At 60.9% G+C, this 17896-nt stretch carries 18 protein-coding genes and 1 pseudogene; 10 read left to right on the forward strand and 9 right to left on the reverse strand.

All coding sequences use genetic code 11. From position 1 onward, the window contains the following. From ssuD to BBJ66_RS19870, 8 genes and pseudogenes are all read left to right on the forward strand, one after another. Positions 1-1176 carry an FMNH2-dependent alkanesulfonate monooxygenase gene (gene ssuD / locus BBJ66_RS19840; RefSeq protein WP_049731921.1) on the forward strand — a complete coding sequence of 392 codons (1176 nt, stop codon included), beginning with the start codon at positions 1-3 and terminating at the stop codon, positions 1174-1176. Between the two features lie 476 nt (positions 1177-1652). Beyond that, positions 1653-3335, forward strand: coding sequence for a molecular chaperone HscC (locus BBJ66_RS19845; RefSeq protein WP_071089112.1), 1683 nt, complete (start codon positions 1653-1655; stop codon positions 3333-3335). Between the two features lie 4 nt (positions 3336-3339). Next, positions 3340-6120, forward strand: a complete 2781-nt coding sequence (locus BBJ66_RS19850; RefSeq protein WP_071089114.1) for a hypothetical protein — start codon at positions 3340-3342, stop codon at positions 6118-6120. 211 nt (positions 6121-6331) lie between these two features. Next, positions 6332-6655 carry an ArsR/SmtB family transcription factor gene (locus tag BBJ66_RS19855; protein WP_071089116.1) on the forward strand — a complete coding sequence of 108 codons (324 nt, stop codon included), beginning with the start codon at positions 6332-6334 and terminating at the stop codon, positions 6653-6655. Further along, positions 6652-7062, forward strand: a complete 411-nt coding sequence (locus tag BBJ66_RS19860) for an SRPBCC family protein (RefSeq protein WP_071089118.1) — start codon at positions 6652-6654, stop codon at positions 7060-7062. The genes BBJ66_RS19855 and BBJ66_RS19860 overlap by 4 nt, the downstream gene beginning before the upstream one ends. Positions 7063-7097: 35 nt before the next feature. Beyond that, positions 7098-7346: a hypothetical protein gene (locus BBJ66_RS33385; protein WP_083335589.1), complete on the forward strand. Its 249-nt coding sequence runs from the start codon at positions 7098-7100 to the stop codon at positions 7344-7346. Then, positions 7316-7786 carry a DUF1801 domain-containing protein gene (locus BBJ66_RS19865; RefSeq protein ID WP_071089120.1) on the forward strand — a complete coding sequence of 157 codons (471 nt, stop codon included), beginning with the start codon at positions 7316-7318 and terminating at the stop codon, positions 7784-7786. Before BBJ66_RS33385 ends, BBJ66_RS19865 begins: the two co-directional genes overlap by 31 nt. Before the next feature lie 33 nt (positions 7787-7819). Next, positions 7820-8261 (forward strand): annotated as a pseudogene (locus BBJ66_RS19870) (DUF1801 domain-containing protein). A gap of 16 nt (positions 8262-8277) precedes the next feature. Here the strand turns inward: BBJ66_RS19870 and BBJ66_RS19875 are convergent. From BBJ66_RS19875 to BBJ66_RS19890, 4 genes are all read right to left on the reverse strand, one after another. Then, a complete protein-coding gene (locus BBJ66_RS19875; protein ID WP_071089124.1) occupies positions 8278-8754 on the reverse strand; it encodes an SRPBCC family protein in 477 nt (158 codons plus the stop codon). Beyond that, positions 8751-9092: an ArsR/SmtB family transcription factor gene (locus BBJ66_RS19880; RefSeq protein WP_071089126.1), complete on the reverse strand. Its 342-nt coding sequence runs from the start codon at positions 9090-9092 to the stop codon at positions 8751-8753. Before BBJ66_RS19880 ends, BBJ66_RS19875 begins: the two co-directional genes overlap by 4 nt. Then, positions 9089-9775, reverse strand: coding sequence for a glutathione S-transferase family protein (locus BBJ66_RS19885; RefSeq protein WP_071089128.1), 687 nt, complete (start codon positions 9773-9775; stop codon positions 9089-9091). Before BBJ66_RS19885 ends, BBJ66_RS19880 begins: the two co-directional genes overlap by 4 nt. A gap of 102 nt (positions 9776-9877) precedes the next feature. Then, complete coding sequence (locus tag BBJ66_RS19890; RefSeq protein ID WP_049731930.1) at positions 9878-10696, reverse strand: class I SAM-dependent DNA methyltransferase; 819 nt, start codon at positions 10694-10696, stop codon at positions 9878-9880. A 113-nt stretch (positions 10697-10809) separates the two neighbouring features. On the opposite strand from BBJ66_RS19890, the gene BBJ66_RS19895 reads away from it, so the two are divergent. Next, positions 10810-11535 carry a DUF2270 domain-containing protein gene (locus BBJ66_RS19895; RefSeq protein ID WP_071089130.1) on the forward strand — a complete coding sequence of 242 codons (726 nt, stop codon included), beginning with the start codon at positions 10810-10812 and terminating at the stop codon, positions 11533-11535. 16 nt (positions 11536-11551) lie between these two features. On the opposite strand, the gene BBJ66_RS19900 is transcribed toward BBJ66_RS19895, so the two are convergent. The 4 genes from BBJ66_RS19900 to BBJ66_RS19915 form a co-directional block, all read right to left on the reverse strand. Beyond that, the gene (locus BBJ66_RS19900) at positions 11552-11818 is read right to left on the reverse strand and encodes an usg protein (protein ID WP_003594110.1); all 267 of its coding nucleotides are present in this window, start codon (positions 11816-11818) and stop codon (positions 11552-11554) included. Between the two features lie 172 nt (positions 11819-11990). Beyond that, positions 11991-12821 carry an ABC transporter permease gene (locus BBJ66_RS19905; protein ID WP_071089132.1) on the reverse strand — a complete coding sequence of 277 codons (831 nt, stop codon included), beginning with the start codon at positions 12819-12821 and terminating at the stop codon, positions 11991-11993. Then, on the reverse strand, positions 12818-13624 hold the full coding sequence (locus BBJ66_RS19910; RefSeq protein ID WP_071089134.1) for an ABC transporter permease: 807 nt from the start codon (positions 13622-13624) through the stop codon (positions 12818-12820). The genes BBJ66_RS19905 and BBJ66_RS19910 overlap by 4 nt, the downstream gene beginning before the upstream one ends. Positions 13625-13737: 113 nt before the next feature. Then, positions 13738-14511: a transporter substrate-binding domain-containing protein gene (locus BBJ66_RS19915; protein ID WP_071089136.1), complete on the reverse strand. Its 774-nt coding sequence runs from the start codon at positions 14509-14511 to the stop codon at positions 13738-13740. Between the two features lie 330 nt (positions 14512-14841). Between BBJ66_RS19915 and BBJ66_RS19920 the strand changes: the two genes are divergently transcribed. After that, the gene (locus BBJ66_RS19920; protein ID WP_071089139.1) at positions 14842-17037 is read left to right on the forward strand and encodes an OmpA family protein; all 2196 of its coding nucleotides are present in this window, start codon (positions 14842-14844) and stop codon (positions 17035-17037) included. Between the two features lie 88 nt (positions 17038-17125). Here the strand turns inward: BBJ66_RS19920 and BBJ66_RS19925 are convergent, their stop codons facing one another. After that, positions 17126-17884 (reverse strand): alpha/beta fold hydrolase, encoded by a 759-nt coding sequence (locus BBJ66_RS19925; RefSeq protein WP_071089141.1) that lies wholly within the window; start codon positions 17882-17884, stop codon positions 17126-17128. Positions 17885-17896 lie beyond the last annotated feature (12 nt).

Genomic DNA, 17896 nt, shown 5'->3' on the forward strand with positions numbered 1-17896 from the left:
ATGACCGCCACATCCGATCCCATCAATTTCCTCTGGTTCATCCCGACATCGGGCGACGGCACCTATCTCGGTTCCGCCGATCTCAACCGCGCGCCCGAGATCGGCTATCTCACGCAGATCGCCCAGGCCGTCGACCGGCTCGGCTATTCCGGTGTGCTGTTGCCGACAGGGGTTGCCTGCGAGGAATCCTTCGTGACGGCAGCGGCGCTCGCGGCCAAGACCGAGAAGCTGCAGTTCCTGGTGGCGATCCGCCCCGGCACGGCGTCGCCGGCCTATTACGCGCGCCTGGCGACGACGCTCGACCGCATCTCCAACGGCCGCCTGCTGCTCAATATCGTCGTCGGCGGCAGCCCGGCCGAGCTTGCCGGTGATGGCATCCATCTCGAACATGACGAGCGTTATGCCCATGCCGAGGAGTTCTTCACCGTCTTCGAGGAACTGCTGGACAAGGGCACGGCGAGCTTTGACGGAAAATATATCAAAGCGACCAACGCGCGCCTTGGCTTTCCCTCGGTGCAGAACCCGCGCCCGCCGCTCTATTTCGGCGGCTCGTCGGATGCCGGCATCGATTTCTCGGTCGGCCGCGTCGACAAGTATCTGACCTGGGGTGAGCCGCCGGCGCAGGTGGCCGAAAAGGTCGCCAAGGTGCGCAAGGCCGCCGCCGAGCGTGGCCGTGAGGTGAGCTTCGGTATCCGCCTGCACTTCATCGTGCGCGAAACCGACGAAGAGGCATGGGAGGCGGCGGAGCGGCTGATCCGCCACCTCGACGACGATACCATCCGCGAGGCGCAGGAGCGCTTCGTCCATGAATCCGACTCGGTCGGCCAGAAGCGCATGGCTGCCCTTCACGGCGGCCGCCGTGACAAGCTCGAGGTCTCGCCGAATCTCTGGGCTGGCGTCGGTCTGGTGCGCGCTGGCGCCGGCACGGCGCTTGTGGGCTCGCCGAAGACGGTGGCCGCGCGCCTTGCGGAATACCAGGAGATCGGCATCGATACGGTGATCGGCTCCGGTTATCCGCACCTTGAAGAAGCCTATCGCGTCGCCGAGTTGCTCTTCCCTGAGCTCGGCATCACCCGCGAGCAGCAGCGCCTGGCCTTCAACAACGAGTTCGGCCGCAAGCAGGTTTTCGCAGGCGGCAGCCATGGCGGCAATCTGAAGGTCGTTTCCGGTTCCTGAGGTCGAACGAAGCGGGTAAGTCTGAATCGCCGGAAGCCGCCCGTGGCTTTCGGCGTTTTTACTGTATGAGGTGCTGGCGAGTTTGGTCGCGTCTGACGGCGATCCTGCCGCGACTGTCCGGAGGGCCGGTTAAGATTGCGCGACCTGACGCCAAGCCGGACTCTGAAGGTCAACACATCCATCTATAAATTTTTATCGGCTTTTTGAAGCATGTTGCAATTTAGATCAACTATGAGATGTATAAAGACATCTCACCTGTTATCCAGAATGCATCCCGCACCCTCCAAATATCCAGTTCCCGTCAATCGTTGGTCGCCAAAAGCGCATTTTTGCTCGCCGCCCGGCCTCATGCCGTACCGAGTCGAACACGCAGTGCGGCCAGTTCTCGAACTAGGATGACCCGCGCGGGATAGAAGACGACCCATTGTTTCCATCCAGGTAGCGGGCGCGCCACCCTATTCGTATTTGAGGTTTTTATGGCAATTGTCGGTATCGATCTTGGCACATCCAATTCGTTGGTGGCGGTCTGGTCCGAGAGTGGTGCGGAACTCGTTCCCAATGCGCTTGGCGAAACCCTGACGCCGTCGGCGGTCAGCGTTGCCGATGACGGCGTGTTGCTGGTGGGACGGGCGGCGGCCGACCGGTTGATCACGCATCCGGAGCGCTCCGTCGCCTCCTTCAAGCGGTGGATGGGAAGCGCCAACAGCGCACAGCTCGTCGGCAAGTCCTGGCGGGCCGAGGAACTGTCGGCGCTGGTGCTGAAGTCGCTCAAGGACGATGTCGAGGCCAAGCTTGGCGAAAAGATCGTCGAGGCGGTGATTTCGGTTCCCGCCTATTTCAACGATCCGCAGCGCAAGGCAACGCTGGATGCGGCGCGGCTCGCCGGTCTGAATGTCGAGCGGTTGATCAATGAGCCAACAGCAGCGGCGCTGGCGCATGGGTTGGAGGCGACCGGAGACGGTTGTTTCCTGATCCTCGACCTTGGTGGCGGAACGTTCGACGTATCGCTTCTGCACAAGTACGAGAACGTGATGGAAATCCGGGCGTCTGCTGGCGATTCCCTGCTTGGCGGCAATGATTTTCGTGATGTGTTCGTCGAATTCCTGGTCAAGCGGCATAAGTTGAACGAAGCCAGGCTCGATCCGGCCGAGCGGGCGCGACTGCTGCGCGAGGCGGAAGCGCTCAAACTCGCGCTGACCGACAAGGCGGAAGCGGCTTATGATTTCTCGCTCGGCAAGACCCAATGCGCAGGGGAAGTCAGCCGTGCTGCATTCGAGGAGGCGGCAGCGTCGCTCTTGAGGCGGATGCGTACGCCGATCGAAAGCGCCGTTCGCGACGCCCGCATCGACATTGCCAAGATCGATCAGATCGTCTTGGTCGGCGGCGCCACAAGGATGCCGCTGGTGCGCAACCTCGTTACTAGGCTGTTCGGCCGCTTTCCGTTGATCCATGCGCGGCCCGACCACGCCATTGCGATCGGTGCAGCGGTGCAGGCGGGCTTAAAGCATCGCCGCGGTGCTCTCGATGAAATCATCATGACCGATGTATGCCCCTTCACCCTGGGGACGTCGGTCCTCGATCCAAGGGCGCCTGATGGTGTCATTCTGTCACCAATCATCGAGCGCAATGCCGTAGTCCCCATCAGCCGGGAAAATATCTATTGGACGGCGTCGAACATGCAGACGCACGTAAGCATCGAGGTGCTGCAGGGGGAGCACATGCGTCCGTCCCAGAATGTGCGGATCGGCACCGTGGATGTATCGGTCCCGCCGGGGCCAGCCGGCCGGGAATCTGTAGGCGTACGATTCACCTATGACATCAACGGTGCCCTGGAAGTCGAGGTCAAGGTGACTTCGACGAAGCATGTCGAACGGAAAGTCTTCCGCAACCAATCCAATCTCAGCGACCACGAACTCGACAAGAGCTTCGCGGCACTCGCGTCCATCAAGCTAGCGCCACGCGACCAGCAGGAAAATCGTTCGCTGATCGCGCGGGCGGAAAGACTATACGTCGAATCGCTCGGACCCGTGCGGGAGCATATCGCGCAGCTTCTCCTACAATTCGAAACCGCGCTGAACGATCAGGCGAACCACGATCTCGGAGCCGTACGCCGCGCATTCGCCGAAACATTGAACCAGTTCGAACACAGAATGCTTTGATCCCATGGCTGAGACTTGCTGGACGCTCCTGCAGATCGCACCGACTCAGGATGAGAACGACATTCGACGCGCCTATGCCCGGCGGCTGCGCGATTTTCGGCCCGATGAGGATCCGGAGGGATTCCAGCGGTTGGTCGGCGCGAAAGAAGCGGCGCTGAACTGGGCGAGTGCGCAGCATGTCGACTTGCCGGCTTTGACCATCGAGGGGTGGGACGATCCGGAGAGGAATGCCGACCTTGCGCTGCTGACGAGGACTGATGCCGCCGACGACTCGGATGAGCAGCGGAAATTGGATAAGCCGGGCGAAATGCCGCAACCCGAAACACCGGCCGTAAAGCCTGCGGAATTTTCGCTGGAGATCGAGCCGAACGATGACGGGGATGATGGTTTAGTCTTTGTGCGCTTGAACGAAATTGTGGCCCGGGAAAAAGGGCGCCCCTGGGGAACTGATCCGGCGCAGTACGAGGCTCAACCGTGGATCGAGCTGTTTGATCTCGCTGCGGGAATGAGCCTGCAACGTCACGAGCTTTTCCTCGAAGCTATTGGTCGCGAGTTTCCATCGATTCTTCCGCAAATCGGGCTTCAAGGGCTGGAAACCGTAAGGGAGTTTGTCGAAGGGCACGGCATTTCTGCTGTCGTTGAAGCGATCGAGCAGCAATGCAGATTTGGGGAGCGTCCGGCCACCCTTGTGCATCTTTGCGGTCAAGAGACCGCGATGATTTATTTCTCGTGGCTGGCGCATGCGCAATCGGCTCGTAGCGTATTGCAACGTCGAGCGGCCGGGCGGGCCGCCTATTCGGACGGACGCACTGGGATGCCGGTCTTTCCGGCAGAAGACAGGCTTTTCGCCTTGGAAACGGCTGAGTTGGTCAAATTCCACAAGGAAACGGTCGACCGTGGTCGCTGGCCGTTCCGTATTGACTTCAAAACCTTAGTCATTCCCACAACGCGGTTGGTATCTGCCGGATTGGCCTGGCAAGGTGGCCTTTTTCTTCTGGTTCTGGCAGCGATTGCGATGGGCGGCTTCTCGTTGGCCAACGACACCGCGCAGATCAGTGCCTTGGCAGCCATTCCTGTTCTATTCGGCGGCCGCATCGCTATGGCGTTCTTGCTCAACCGACTGGCGGTCGCAGCGGCGCTGCAGCGGGTGATGTATGCCGACCGTCTTGGGCTGTGGTCAAGGAAACCGAGACCGGACGCCTTGCGCAATAACTGGCGCGAGTACGAGCGCCCCATTTTCCTGTGCGAGCTCTTTGTGTCCTTGATGGTGCTCGTCTCGATACCGATCGCAATCTCGAACTTCTGGCAGCTTAAGGATGACCTGGACAAGCCCGTCGAAACCGTCGTTTCCGAGATCGTTGTCTCTGCGCTCAATAGCGTTGCAAGCGACGATCGGCTGCCTGACAGTACGCTCTTCGATTTGATAGACTTCGTCGTCAAGTCCGAGCAGACGAATTTCAGCGATCGCGGCAAGGACGCCGACCTACTCGTGCGCGATGTCAAAAACCGCGGATGGCTGGCCGAACTGCGCCGCCGCCAGGATCAACTGCTCGGCGAGAGCTGGCTGCGAGGCTCGGAGCGAGTATTGATTGGTCCCACTATCGCAACGGTAGCAGCAGAACGTGAACGCAAACTGCGGGTCCTTGCCGACCTATACCACGCGGCAACGCCGGAGGCGCGCATGCAGATCGAACGATCGCTTGCATCCTGGAAGCTGACGCTCAATTTTGCAAAGGACCCACAAACCATCGCGGCAGTATGGGCCGCCATTCCGCCGCGCAGCAACGGTTCAAACCTGGACGCCTTCCCGGAGGAAATGCGAAGGCTGCTGATTAGTAAATTCCTGTCGAACGCGATCGGCAATTTTGTCGATGGCGATGTCCAACTCGCCAGTCAATTCCATTGGCTGCTGACGGCTCCGGCCGATAGGCTTTACGACGTGGGGCCACTCCGGCCGTTCGATTCGACCGCTCTGGTTCCGGCGGGCGGAAACGAAGCGACTGTTATTGGCGGTGATGCGGCAAGCGGTCCGCCTCTGGCGGCCGGCGGTCAGAAAGAAAACGTCGTTGCACGCTATTCCAAACAGCAGGGCGATCGCCCGGCGTCCGAAGTCTACTTGCCGGCCCTGTCTCGCATGGATGCGGCACTGGCGCGCTCAAGCTATTTCGATATAGCCCGCACGTGCTTTGACGCAACCAGCGAAAAGGATCGATTATATATGCGCGAGGTGTTCGCCCGATCCCTGGCAAATCCCCCTGACGCCGCCATTTCGTCGAGCGCCGATCTTTGGCTGAGACTGGGACGGGCCGCGCTCGCAGAACCTGCGTGCTATCGTATGGCTTCCGTAACTGGAAGAGTGGCCGGGGCTGAACTGCCGCTCCGCCAGGTGGATGATCAGTTCGACGCCATTGATGATGAACTGGATCATTTGACCGAGGCCGAACCGGACGCCGTGGGAGAAGTTCTCCAGTTTGTTGTCCCGCAAGAAGGCATTTACAGTTTTACCCGCAATCGAGTGGTCTCGCATGCCCATTTTCTGCTTGGCAACTGGTTCCTCAACAAGCGGGAGTATCGCAGCGCGATTCTGGAGTACGATCAGGCGCTGAAAGCGAAGCAGTGCAACGAGTTTTATGTTCGTCGAGGCGAAGCGCTTCGGGCAGCAGGCGATGAAAAACGGGCAAACGCAGACTTTCAGCTGGCACGCGAGACCTCCCAATGGTGCCTGATTGGCGGCACGGATGGCTTGCAGTCGTTGCGTACGGCGTTGGAAGAGAACAGCCATTGATCCCAGTCCGGCTACGGTGCCGACGATATTCCACGGCGAAAGAAGATTATAGGAATGTATAGCTTGTAGGCTATCCGTTGTCCGTGGATAAATTATATCAGGATCTTGCGGCGTACTGCCTGTTTTCTTTCTCGCTCCAGCTTGATCGCTTGACTCACCCATACCTCTGTGGCTATACGTTAATTCATAGCTGAATAGGTATGAATTACAAATGTCCGATGCTCAAGACGCGCTGTTCAAAACGCTCGCTGATCCGACCCGGCGGGCTCTGTTCGAGCGGTTGTGCCGGGAAGGGGAGAAGACGGTGGGGGCTCTGACGGCTCGGGCCGGGGTCTCGCAGCCGGTCGTTTCAAAACATCTCGGCATATTGAAGCAGGCCGGATTGGTACGCGACCGCCATGAGGGCCGCCAGACGCATTATAGCGCGCAGCTCGGTGCGCTTGCTCCGCTGGTCGACTGGACCCGCGAGATGGCCGGGTTCTGGCAAAACCGCTTCAACGATCTCGAAGATTTGCTGAAAAGGATGGATCAATGACCGGCATATCGACAGAAACGCGCTCCGTCGTCATCGAACGGGAAATCCCTTTTCCTTCGGAAAAGATCTGGCGGGCGCTGACCCAGCCGCACCTGATCCAGGAGTGGCTGATGAAAAGCGACTTCAAGCCGGCCGTTGATCATCGCTTCAGCTTCAACGCCGATTGGGGCTCGGTCGACTGCAAGGTTCTGGAGGTCGAGCCGAACAAGACCCTGTCCTATAGCTGGGATGCCTACGGTCTTGAAAGCACCGTCACCTGGACTCTCACTCCAACCGGCACGGGAACGCATCTGCGTATGGAGCAGTCGGGTTTCCGGCCGGATCAGCGGCAGGCTTACGGCGGCGCCAGGAGCGGGTGGACGCAGTTCCTTGGAAATCTGGAGCAGGTGCTGGCCCGGATAGAGTGAGGCCGCCCGGGCTGATGTAAACGGGGGAGGCCCTATTGAGCTGGAGCAACTGGTTGCGGCAGATCCCCCGCTGGCTGTCCGTTGCCTTTACCGTGGCGGTCATTCTCAATATTATCGCCATGGTACAGGAGAGATCGACCGTCTGGGGCGGCGTCTTGGCACTGCTGCCGCTTGGCCTGCTGTTGCTGGCCGGTCTTTACCTCTTCCTGCTGCCCTATGCCGGCAGATGGTGTGGGAGATTAGGAGTGACGCAATGGCCGGCAAGACGTCCAAGACCCAAATGACGCTCACCACGAAGACCGTCGCCAAGCCGACGGCTGCGGAGCCGACCCTTCTGTCGGGCGGCAATCCGCAGATCGCCAAGGGTTACGGCGAAGCTCCGGTGCAGGCCTATATCGCCGCGATGCCGGGCTGGAAAAGCGACGTCGGGCGCCGCCTCGATGCACTGATCACACGCACCGTGCCCAATGTATATAAGGCAGTTAAATGGAACTCGCCCTTCTACGGCATTGAGGGCGAGGGCTGGTTCCTGGGCGTTCATTGCTTCACGAAATACGTCAAGGTGGCATTCTTCCGGGGTGCGTCGCTGCAGCCTCTGCCGCCCGGCCATTCCAAGCAGAAGGAAGTCCGCTACCTCGATATCCGCGAGGACGACGAAATCGATGAAGCCCAGCTTGCCGCCTGGGTGGAGCAGGCCAGTCAACTGCCCGGCGAACGGATGTAACTAATACCCCTCGAATGACGGGCGGGAGGAACCATGAAGAAAGCGAGCAGCCATGAAGAAGAGCGATTCCGGGGACGCAAACGGGGGAGCCTCGCCGTCTCAACTGATCGACGCGAGGATCAAGGAACTTGGCGATTGGCGCGGCGAAATGCTCGGCCGGGTCCGTGCGCTCATCAAGCAAGCCGAGCCCGAGGTGGTCGAGGAATGGAAGTGGCGAGGGGTTCCGGTGTGGGAGCGCGGCGGCATCATCTGCACCGGCGAGACCTATAAGAGCGCGGTGAAGCTGACCTTCGCCAAGGGCGCCTCATTGGAGGATCCTTCAGGTCTCTTCAATTCCAGCCTCGACGGCAATACCAGGCGCGCCATCGATTTCCATGAGGGTGACGAGATCGACGAGGAGGCGTTGAAGGCGCTCTTTCGCGCCGCTGCGGCATTGAATATGTCCGCAAAGGCCGCGGCCTCCCGGAAGAGGTGAAGCGGTTGAGATTCGGCTAGTGGATCGGGCTCGCCTCGCGCTCCAGGAAAAGTTCGAGATTGTCGAGGCCGATCTCGGTGCCCTGGAGGCGGGCGCCGTTGTCGGCGTAGCCGTCAAGGAAGACCACCTGCTCGGTGAAGACCATCCTGGTGCCGGCGGGTTCGGCTTCGAAGACGACGGTGGCGAGCGAGGCGGAGATACGGGTTTCGCCGAGCTTCATCTCATAGGCATAGACGATGCGGGTATCCGGCACGATATCGATGTAATGGGCGTCATAGGCGTGCAGAAGCCCATCGGTGTCCGCGACGTGGTTCCTTTCCGTACCGCCCGGTCTGAAATCGAGCCCGTATTCCAGCGGCAGCCATTCGCCGTGGCAGGCGAACCACTGGCGCTTGGCCTCCGGCGTCGACCAGGCGCGGAAGACGCGGGAGACCGGCGCCTTCAGGTGGCGCTCAATGACGAGGGTGGCGTGTTCGGTGGATCGTGTCGTCATTCGGAAAAGGTCTCCGGTTCTTCGGCGAGATATTGATCCAGCCTGTCGAAGCTGGCGGTCCAGCGGCTCTTTCGCTGTTCTACCCAGTGTTCGACGGCGGCAAGCGCATCCTGCTGCAGGCGATAGGTTCGCACCCGGCCGGATTTTTCGGAGAGTACGAGGCCGCTTTCCTCCAGCACCTGCAGATGTTTCATCACTGTCGGCAGGGCGACCGCAAGCGGCGCGGCCAGCTCGGTGACGGACGCCGGGCCGCGGCCGAGGCGGTCGATCATGCCGCGGCGACTGCGGTCGGAAAGCGCGTGGAACATGCGGTCAAGACCCGCCTGGCCGTCGATCATCCCGCCGTATCCCGGAAGCGGCTGGGCAGCCTGTCATGGTAGGGATAGAACTTGAAATAGGGGCGGGCTTCCTCCAGCGCCCTTGCAAAGGACGGGCGGGCGAGAAGCCGGTCGTAATAGGCGCGAAGCTTCGGCTGCTCCTCTAAAAACGGGACCAGCGTCTCGGCGTAGAAGAGGGCGGGAGCTGCGGCGCAATCGGCCATGGTAAAGGCCTCGCCCGAGATCCATGGGCTTTCGGAGAGCTGTTTTTCGATCATCGCATAGGCGGTGGCAAGCGTCGCCTTGCAGGCGGCCACCTCCGTCTCGTCCTCCTTGCCCTCGGGGCGCCGGCGATTGCTGACGATGGTCTGCATCGGCGCCTGGACGTAATGGTCGAAGAAGCGATCCCAGAGGCGGACCTGCAGCGCCCGGTCGATTTCCAGCGGCAGCAGGGAAACGGGGCCGGGATAATAATGGTCGAGATATTCGATGATGATCGACGTCTCGGGAACCGTGCTGTCGCGCGCTTCGTCCCTGAGCAGCGGCATCTTGCCGATCGGCCAGAAGCGGAAAAGATCGGCGCGCGAGGCCTCGTCGGACAGATCGACGAGGCGATTTTCGAAGGGCGTGCCGTTTTCGTAAAGCGCGATCAGCACCTTGTGGCAGAAGGAGGCGAGCGGATGCCCATAGAACACGAGCGACATGCGGCGACCTTTCCTGTTTGGTGGAAAACTTTACCGACCGACTAAGTATCAGGCCGGAAAGGAATACGCAACAGATAGTTCGCCGATCGTGTAACTATTATCTCAGGAGATATATCTGGCGATCACCAGATGGCCGGGTGTCGGCTGACCGTCTTCCATGCGCACGTTGATATCCGATATTTCGACGAGTTCGAAGCCGGTGGCCGCCAGGCGTTCTTTCACATAGGCGTCGGCATGGGCGAAGCGCTGGTGTGGGCCGACCATGTAGGCGCGGCCGGCGAGGGTCTCTTCAGGCAGGGTCTCCGAGGAGAAGATGAACAGGCCGCCCTGCGTCAGGTTCTCGGCGGCGCCGAAGAACAGCGGTTCGAGTGCGCCGAGATAGGGCAGCACGTCGGTGGCGGTGATGATGTCGAAGGCTTCCTCATCATTGTCGTCGAGGAAATCCTCGACCTCGGCGACGAAAAGCGTCTCGTAGAGATCCTTCTCATGGGCGATCTCGACCATCTTCTCCGAAAGGTCGATGCCGGTCATATCCTCGCAGAGGTCGCGCAGCGCGCCGCCGGTGAGGCCCGTGCCGCAGCCGAGATCGAGCAGCCGCTTGAACGGCCCAAGCTTCAGCGCCTGCAGGCGCTGGCGTACCAGCATCGGCACGTGATAGCCGAGTTGCTCGACGAGCACGTCCTCGAAAACCTCGGCATGCTGGTCGAACAGGGTCTCGACATAGGCGTCGGGCGCCCTGACCGGCGTTTCGCCGCGGCCCATCGCGGCGATGCGCACGGCGGCACCGCCGTGATCGTCGGGATCGATCGCCAGGACTTCCTCATAGGCCGCAACGGCCGCGTCGACATCGCCGGCCTTCTCCAGCGCCAGCGCGCGGTTATAGGCTTCGCCAAGGGCTTCTTCGTCGATCTTCTTTGCCATCGCGTCCATCGTCCTTCTGTTTCAGCCATGGCTCTAAGGCGGCTTTCGATGTTTTGCAATGGCGTGGCGACTGGCGCAGAATGGCAGAAAAGAAGACCAAGGGAGGAACAGCCATGGATATGGAGCAGGACACGGTGCCATCGGCAAGGGAAGGCGAGGGCGCACGAACCCTGCTGCTGCCCAGCACGCCGGGCGAGGTCACCAATACGCTCATTCATTATTACCGCGGCGAACTGGGTCGGATGACGAGCTGGCGCGACCGCATCGACCGGACGTCGAACTGGGCGATCACCGTGGTGGCAGCTCTGCTCTCGGTGTCGCTGTCGACGCCGACCTCGCATCACGGCGTGCTGTTGTTCGGGATAATGCTGGTGACGCTGCTTCTGATGATCGAGGCACGGCGCTACCGCTTCTTCGATATCTACCGCGCCCGCATCCGGCAGATCGAGCGCTGCTATTTCGCGCAAATCCTAGCACCGGACGCCAAGGCCGGCAGCGAATGGGCAGAGGTGGTCGCCAATAGTTTGCGTCACCCGCGCTTCCTGCTCAGCTATTCGGAAGCAATGCACCGTCGTCTCAAACGCAATTATGGTTGGATGTATTTCATCTTGTTCCTCGCCTGGTGCCTGAAGATTTCGACGCCGAAACTCCAGACGGAGGGCGTGCAGGCGCTGCAGGCGCACTCATGGAGCTATGTCATCGACAATGCCGTGCTCGGGCCGGTTCCCGGCCTTGCGGTCATCGCAATCGTCGTCGCCTTTTATCTCGGCATTCTTTGTTTCGCCCTGCGTGCGGATCGCGACGAGGGCGAATTCGGCCATGGCGAGGCGCATGTCTGATGCCGTGCGTGCCGGATCAATGCAGGATGAACTCTCCCTTCAGCGCCCGCCACTCAGTCGCCGAAATCAGCTTGCGATGGATGTAGCGTACCGAATGCAGCGGTCCGTCGAGCTTTTCTTCCCAGAATTTCAGGAAGCCGCGCATTTCGGGGAAATCGGGGGCGAGATCATATTCCTGCCAGACATATGTCTGCAGGATCGCCGGATGATCAGGCAGGTGGTAGAGGATCTGGGCGGTTGTCAGACCATAGCCCTGCAGTTGTTTTTCCATGTCCTTGTGCATCGTGTTCACTTCTTCTCGTTCCCACTCGCGCGCTTGTTAGCGCTACGTAATATGGAAACATGCGAGTGGTTAACGGAAGCTTTACAGATACCTCATAAAAGGACAATTCATTTTTGATATCAATGGCTTGGCAGCATCGATCCGAGAGTGCTGCCAAGTCCGGCCGAATTCATCAACGCTTGAGATGCCGGGTCAAGCGGCGTTCGATCCAAGCCCAGAGGTGGCGTAGCGCTTCGACGATGGTGAGGTAGAAGATCGCCGCCCAGAGATAGGTCTGATAGTCGAAGGTGCGGGAGAAGGCGTAGCGGGTTTCGCCCATCAGATCGAGTACGGTGATGATGGCAACGACCGCCGAGCCCTTGATCAAAAGGATGATCTCGTTGCCATAGGGGCGCAACGCGACGATGAGAGCCTGCGGCAGAACGATCTTGCGGAAGGCGATGAACTTGTGGATGCCGAGGGCGGCTGCCGCCTCGCGCTGGCCGTGCGGTACGCTCTCGATGGCGCCGCGCAGGATTTCCGCCTGGTAGGCCGCGGTATTGATGGTCATGGCAAAAAGGCCGCAATACCAGGCTTCGCGGAAGAACCACCAGATGCCGACGCTCTCCAGCTGCGGCCGGAATACGCCGAGGCCGTAATAGACGAGGAACAGCTGGGCAAGCAGCGGCGTGCCGCGGAAGAAATAGATATAGCCGTAGGCGAGCGCATTCAGCACCCGGTTCTTCGACATGCGCGCCGCGGCAAGCGGCAGCGACAGAACTGCGCCGCAGATGACAGAAATGAAAACGAGGCTGAGTGTAACCCCGAGACCGTGGAGATAGCGCGGTCCGTAGCGGGTGAATTTTTCCGGATCCCAGCCGTTGACGACGGAGATCACCAGCAGCGCGCCGAATACTGCCCAGACGGCGACGAAAATATAGCCGGCCATACGCGCCGGCGTCATCGGCTTCATCACTTCGCGAGGTGCGGGCTGCGGCGGGATCAGCGTTTCGGCGTAGCTCATCGGCGGACCTCCGAACGTCTGGCCCATCGCTCGACATAGACGAGCAGAAAGGAGGAGAGGATGGCGAGCACCAGATAGAGGCAGCAGGCCAGGCCATAGAAGAAGAAGGGTTCTTTGGTCACGCGCACGGCGACACTCGTCTGGCGCAGGATGTCGGCAAGGCTGATGATCGAGACGTAGGAAGTGTCCTTCAGGAGCACCATCCAGAGGTTCGTCAGGCCCGGCAGCGCGATGCGCACGAGCTGCGGCAGGATGATCAGGCGCAGCGTGCGGCCGTGATGCAGCCCAAGCGCATCGCCTGCTTCATACTGCCCCTTGGGAATGGCGCGAAAGGCCGAGAGCAGCACTTCCGAACAGTAGGCAGAAAAAACCACCGAAAGCGCGATGACGCCGGCGAGGAAGGCGTTGATCTCGACCGGCGGCCCGTCATAACCGACGAAGGTTAGCAGTGACTGGATCAGCATCTGCATGCCGTAATAGATGATGAAGAGCGTCAGAAGCTCCGGCAGGCCGCGGAAGATCGTCGTGTAGATGCCGGCCGCCAGCCTAAGTGATTTTTCCTCCGACTGCTGGCCGAGCGCCACGAGGAAGCCGATGGCGAGGCCGATCGGCAGGGTGACGATCGCCACCGAAACGGTGACCTGCAGGCCAAGAGCGATCTCGTCGCCCCAGCCGGTATCGCCACAGGCAAGGATCGTCGACTGACCTAACCAGGTAAAGATGCCAACGGGTCCGCACAGCGGATCGAAAATGTGCACAAGTGAGCTCCAGAAGGAGCCGAACGCGGAAAATAATCCGCCCATGCGTGAATTCCCCTCACGGCTTTTGCCGTTTTGATCTTGCAATCTTTGTCAAACAAAAATGGCGGAAGAGCAAGCCTTCCGCCATTACCTTGATCGGCCAGATAGCGAATTTCTTATTCGCCGTAAACGTCGAAGTCGAAGTACTTGTCCTGGATCTTCTTGTATTCACCGCTGGCGCGGATCGCAGCGATTGCCGTGTTCAGCTTTTCCTTGAGCGGATCGCCTTTGCGGATGGCAATGCCTGCGCCGTTGCCGTTGATTTCCTTGTCGACCGGCAGGGTCGTCAGGATCTTGCAGCAGGCGCCGGCGTCGGACTTGACCCATTCGGAGAGAACGACGACGTCGTCGATGACGGCGTCGACACGGCCGCTGGCAACGTCGAGCTTGTATTCGTCAGCTGTGGGATAGAGCTTGAGCTCGGTGTCGGCCAGATGCTTTTCGGCATAGTTGGCGTGCGTCGTGGAGGTCTGCGCGCCGATCACCTTGCCTTTGAGGCCGGCAACGTCAGCGATCTTCGAATCCTTCGGCACGGCGATGGCCGGCGGGGTGTTGTAGTACTTGTTGGAGAAGTCGACGAGTTTCAGACGCTCCGGCGTGATCGACATGGAGGAAACGATCATGTCGAACTTCTTGGCGTTGAGCGCCGGAATGATGCCATCCCAGTCGGTGCTGACGAAGGAGCAGTCGGCTTTCATCTCGGCGCAGAGTGCTTTGGTGATGTCGATGTCGAAGCCCTGGATCGTGCCGCTGGCGTCGACGAATTCGAAGGGCGGATAGGTCGAATCGGTGCCGATCACATACTTCTCGCCATCGGCCATGGCCGAGCCGGCGAAAAGGGACATTGCCGCGATCGAGGCTGCCGCGAAAATACGGGTGGAGATATGCATGAGGATCCTCTCTGTTGGTAGCCGCCGCTCTTTTTCTCGTGGGCTGACGGCCGCAGTTCAACGGTACCGAGACCGCCTTGCGGCGATAATCAGACTTTTTTTCAGGGAATTGCAACACAAATCCCACCGCAATTGGGCGGTGCAAATAGCAGGCGAGATGAACCTCGGCAGACTGCAACATTCACGCGAGGTTAATCCTCGGCTTCCTAGAACCGGAACAAATCGGCGCTTCGGCGATTGCCATTTCGCCGTTTCGCCTCATTGCGACGCTAGGGGCGGAAGCAGGGCCTATCGGCCTTCAGGAAGCTCAAACAGGATCGAGGAAACCCGATGGGCATGAAATCAAGATTGTTCGCAAGCGCGGCTTTTCCGCTGCTTTCCCTCTCGCTGGCATTCCAGCCGGCATCGGCAATGGCTGCCGTGCGCGACGTCGCGACGCAGGCACAGGCCGTGCGGCAAGTCGAACAAGGCAGTTTCGAGGTGGCGCAGGACGCGTCTCAGGATGCGCCTTCCGATGAGGAGTTGCTGAAGAAGAAGCGTAAGCAGAAGGAAGAGGCTCCGGCCGAAAAGGCACCGGCCGCCGAGCAGCCGAAGGAGGCGCCTGCCGAAAAGCCGAAGGCCGAGCGCAAGGAGGCACCGGCGCCTGAACCCAAGGCAGAGCCGGAACCGCCGAAGGCCGAAGCGCCGAAGGAAAAACCCGCGCCGCAAGCCGAAAGCAAACCCGAACGGAAAGCCAAGCAGGAAGCTCAGCCCGAGGCAAAGCCGGAAGCCGCGCCACAGCAGGAGCAGCCGGTAACACAAGAGAAGCCGAGGAAGCCGAAGAAGCAGGCCGAGCCGGAGGCTCAGCCGCAGCCCGAACAGCAGCCGGCTGCAAAGGAAGCGCAGCCGGAGACGGAGCAGGCGCAGCCGGAAGCCAAGCCGGAAGGCGGCAAGCGCGCCAAAGGGCAGGACAAGGCCCAGGGCAAAGATAAAGCTAAGGGCAAGACCGAGACCGCCGCTCCCGAGGCCGTGACGCCGACCGAGGAACAGGCCAAGCCCGAAGTCAAGCCGGAGGCAAAACCCGCCGCCGAGGCGCCGGCTGAGAAGAAGCCGGCAAAGGGTGAAGCCGCAGCACCGGCGGAGAAGCCGATCGAAGGCAAGCCGACCGAAAGTAAAGCGCCCGAGGACAAAGCGGCGGTACCGGAGGCCGCACCCGCTGAAAAACCGAAGGACGGCACTGCGGCAAAACCTGCCGGCGAGCAGCCCGCCGGCGAGAAGCCGGCCGCGCCTGCGACCGACACTGCCCAGCCGCTGCCGGATGCCAGCGGCGGCCAGCAGGTGGAACAGGCCATTCCGGCGCCGGAAAAGGTTTCGCCCGAAGAGCTGGAGCGCCGCAAGACGATCGCCGCGGATCCGGCCAAGAGCAACGAGACCGTCGTGCTGCCGGTCGAGAATGGTGCCGCCGTGCTCGACAGCGACAAGGATGCCGACCGCAGCAAGGGCCGGGAAGGCCGCCGCGACCGCGACAGGCAGCGCGCCGAGACCCAAGAGGTGAAGGTGCCGACCTCGGATGCCGATGCGCAGGCCGCCAGCGGCGCCAAGGCGCCGACGATCAAGCTCGAGGCGGTAACCAGCGAGAAGGGCAAGAAGCTCGATGCGCGGCCGCAATTCGTCCGCCCCGACGGCGCGCGCGTCGACGACAGCACCGACGACAATCGTGTAATCATCCAATACGACAATCGGGTGATCGTGCGTGGCGACGACGACAGGCGGTTCCTGCGCGACGGCGAACGGCCAAGCTACGAGGAACTCTCGGGCGATCGCTACCGCGAGACGATCATGCGGCCGGAAGGCTATCGCATCGTGACGATCCGCAACCGCTACGGCGACATCATCCAGCGGTCGCGCGTCGATGATCGCGGGCGCGAGCATGTGCTCTATTATTCGCAGGACCTCTACGACGATCCGGACCGCGACTATTTCGAGGATCCGGGCGCTGACCTGCCGCCGATGCGGCTGCGCGTTCCGCTCAGCGATTATATCGTCGATACCCGCAGCGATCCGAACCGGGACTACTACGAGTTCCTGAGCGAGCCGCCGGTCGAGCCGGTCGAGCGTGTCTACTCGCTCGACGAAGTGAAGTATTCGGCTCGTATCCGCGACAAGGTACGCCGCATCGACCTCGACACGATCACCTTCGCGACCGGCAGCGCCGATATCCCGATGACGCAGGCGCGCACCCTGCGCAAGGTTGCCGATGCGATCAGCCAGGTGTTGAAGAAGGATCCGAGCGAGACCTTCCTGATCGAAGGCCATACGGATGCCGTCGGGACCGATCAGAGCAATCTGATCCTCTCCGACCAGCGGGCGGAATCGGTCGCCAACGTGCTCTCCGACGTCTACGGCATCCCGCCGGAGAACCTGGCGACACAGGGCTATGGCGAGCAATATCTGAAGGTCAACACGTCGGGCCCCGAACAGGAAAACCGCCGCGTCACCGTCCGCCGCGTCACGCCGCTGGTTCGTCCGGTGGCTGCCAACCAGTAAATACCGTTGCCCCTCTCCATTCGTGGGGAGGGGCATCTTGTTGGCTGAGGGCGGCCGTAGATTATCTGCCGCCCTCATCCCGCCGGTTCTACTCGCCGGCTTTCCCAGCCGCCTTTTCGATGACGTCGGCGACCTTTTCTGCTTGGGATGCGAAGACGGCGTGGCTTGCCTTGATCTCGGTCACCTCGCTGCCGGCTCGTTTGGCCATGTCGCGCTCCAATTCGGGGTTGATGGCGCGATCCTCAGTGGCGACGATGGACCAGCTCGGTTTTGTCCGCCATGCCGGGTCTTTGATTTTGGCGGAAAACGCCTGCTTCGCAGCGAAGACCTGTGACTTTGCCAGGAAGTCGGCGTCTGCTTTTGGAAGATCGGCGGCGAAATCCGCGGCGAAGGCGCCCGGGTCGAGATAGAGATACTTGCCGTCCTTCGTTTCCTTGATATCCATACTGCCGGCCGGCTTGGAGCTGGCGAGACTTAGCAGGCTTTCACCCTTGTCGGGCTGGAAGGCCGCGACATAGACGAGGCCTGCGACATTGGGGTCGTTGCCGGCCTCGGTGATGACCATGCCGCCATAGCTGTGGCCGACGAGCAGGCTTGGTCCTTGCTGGAGGTCGAGAACCCGCTTCGTCGCTGCCACATCGTCTTCGAGCGAGGTGATCGGCTCCTGGACGATGGTGACGTTGAAGCCGCGCTTCTCGAGAAGCTCCGTCGTCTTGCGCCATCCCGAGCCGTCGGCGAGCGCGCCGTGGACGATGACGATGTTCTTCACCGTGGCAGCCTCTGCTGCGAAGGCGATGGCGGTGGTGGCGAAGGCAAGGGCTGCGGTGAAAAGAAGACGTCTGTTCATGGGGGATTGCTC

This window comes from Rhizobium sp. RSm-3 (genome assembly GCF_001854685.1).
Taxonomy (GTDB): Bacteria; Pseudomonadota; Alphaproteobacteria; order Rhizobiales; family Rhizobiaceae; genus Rhizobium; species Rhizobium ecuadorense.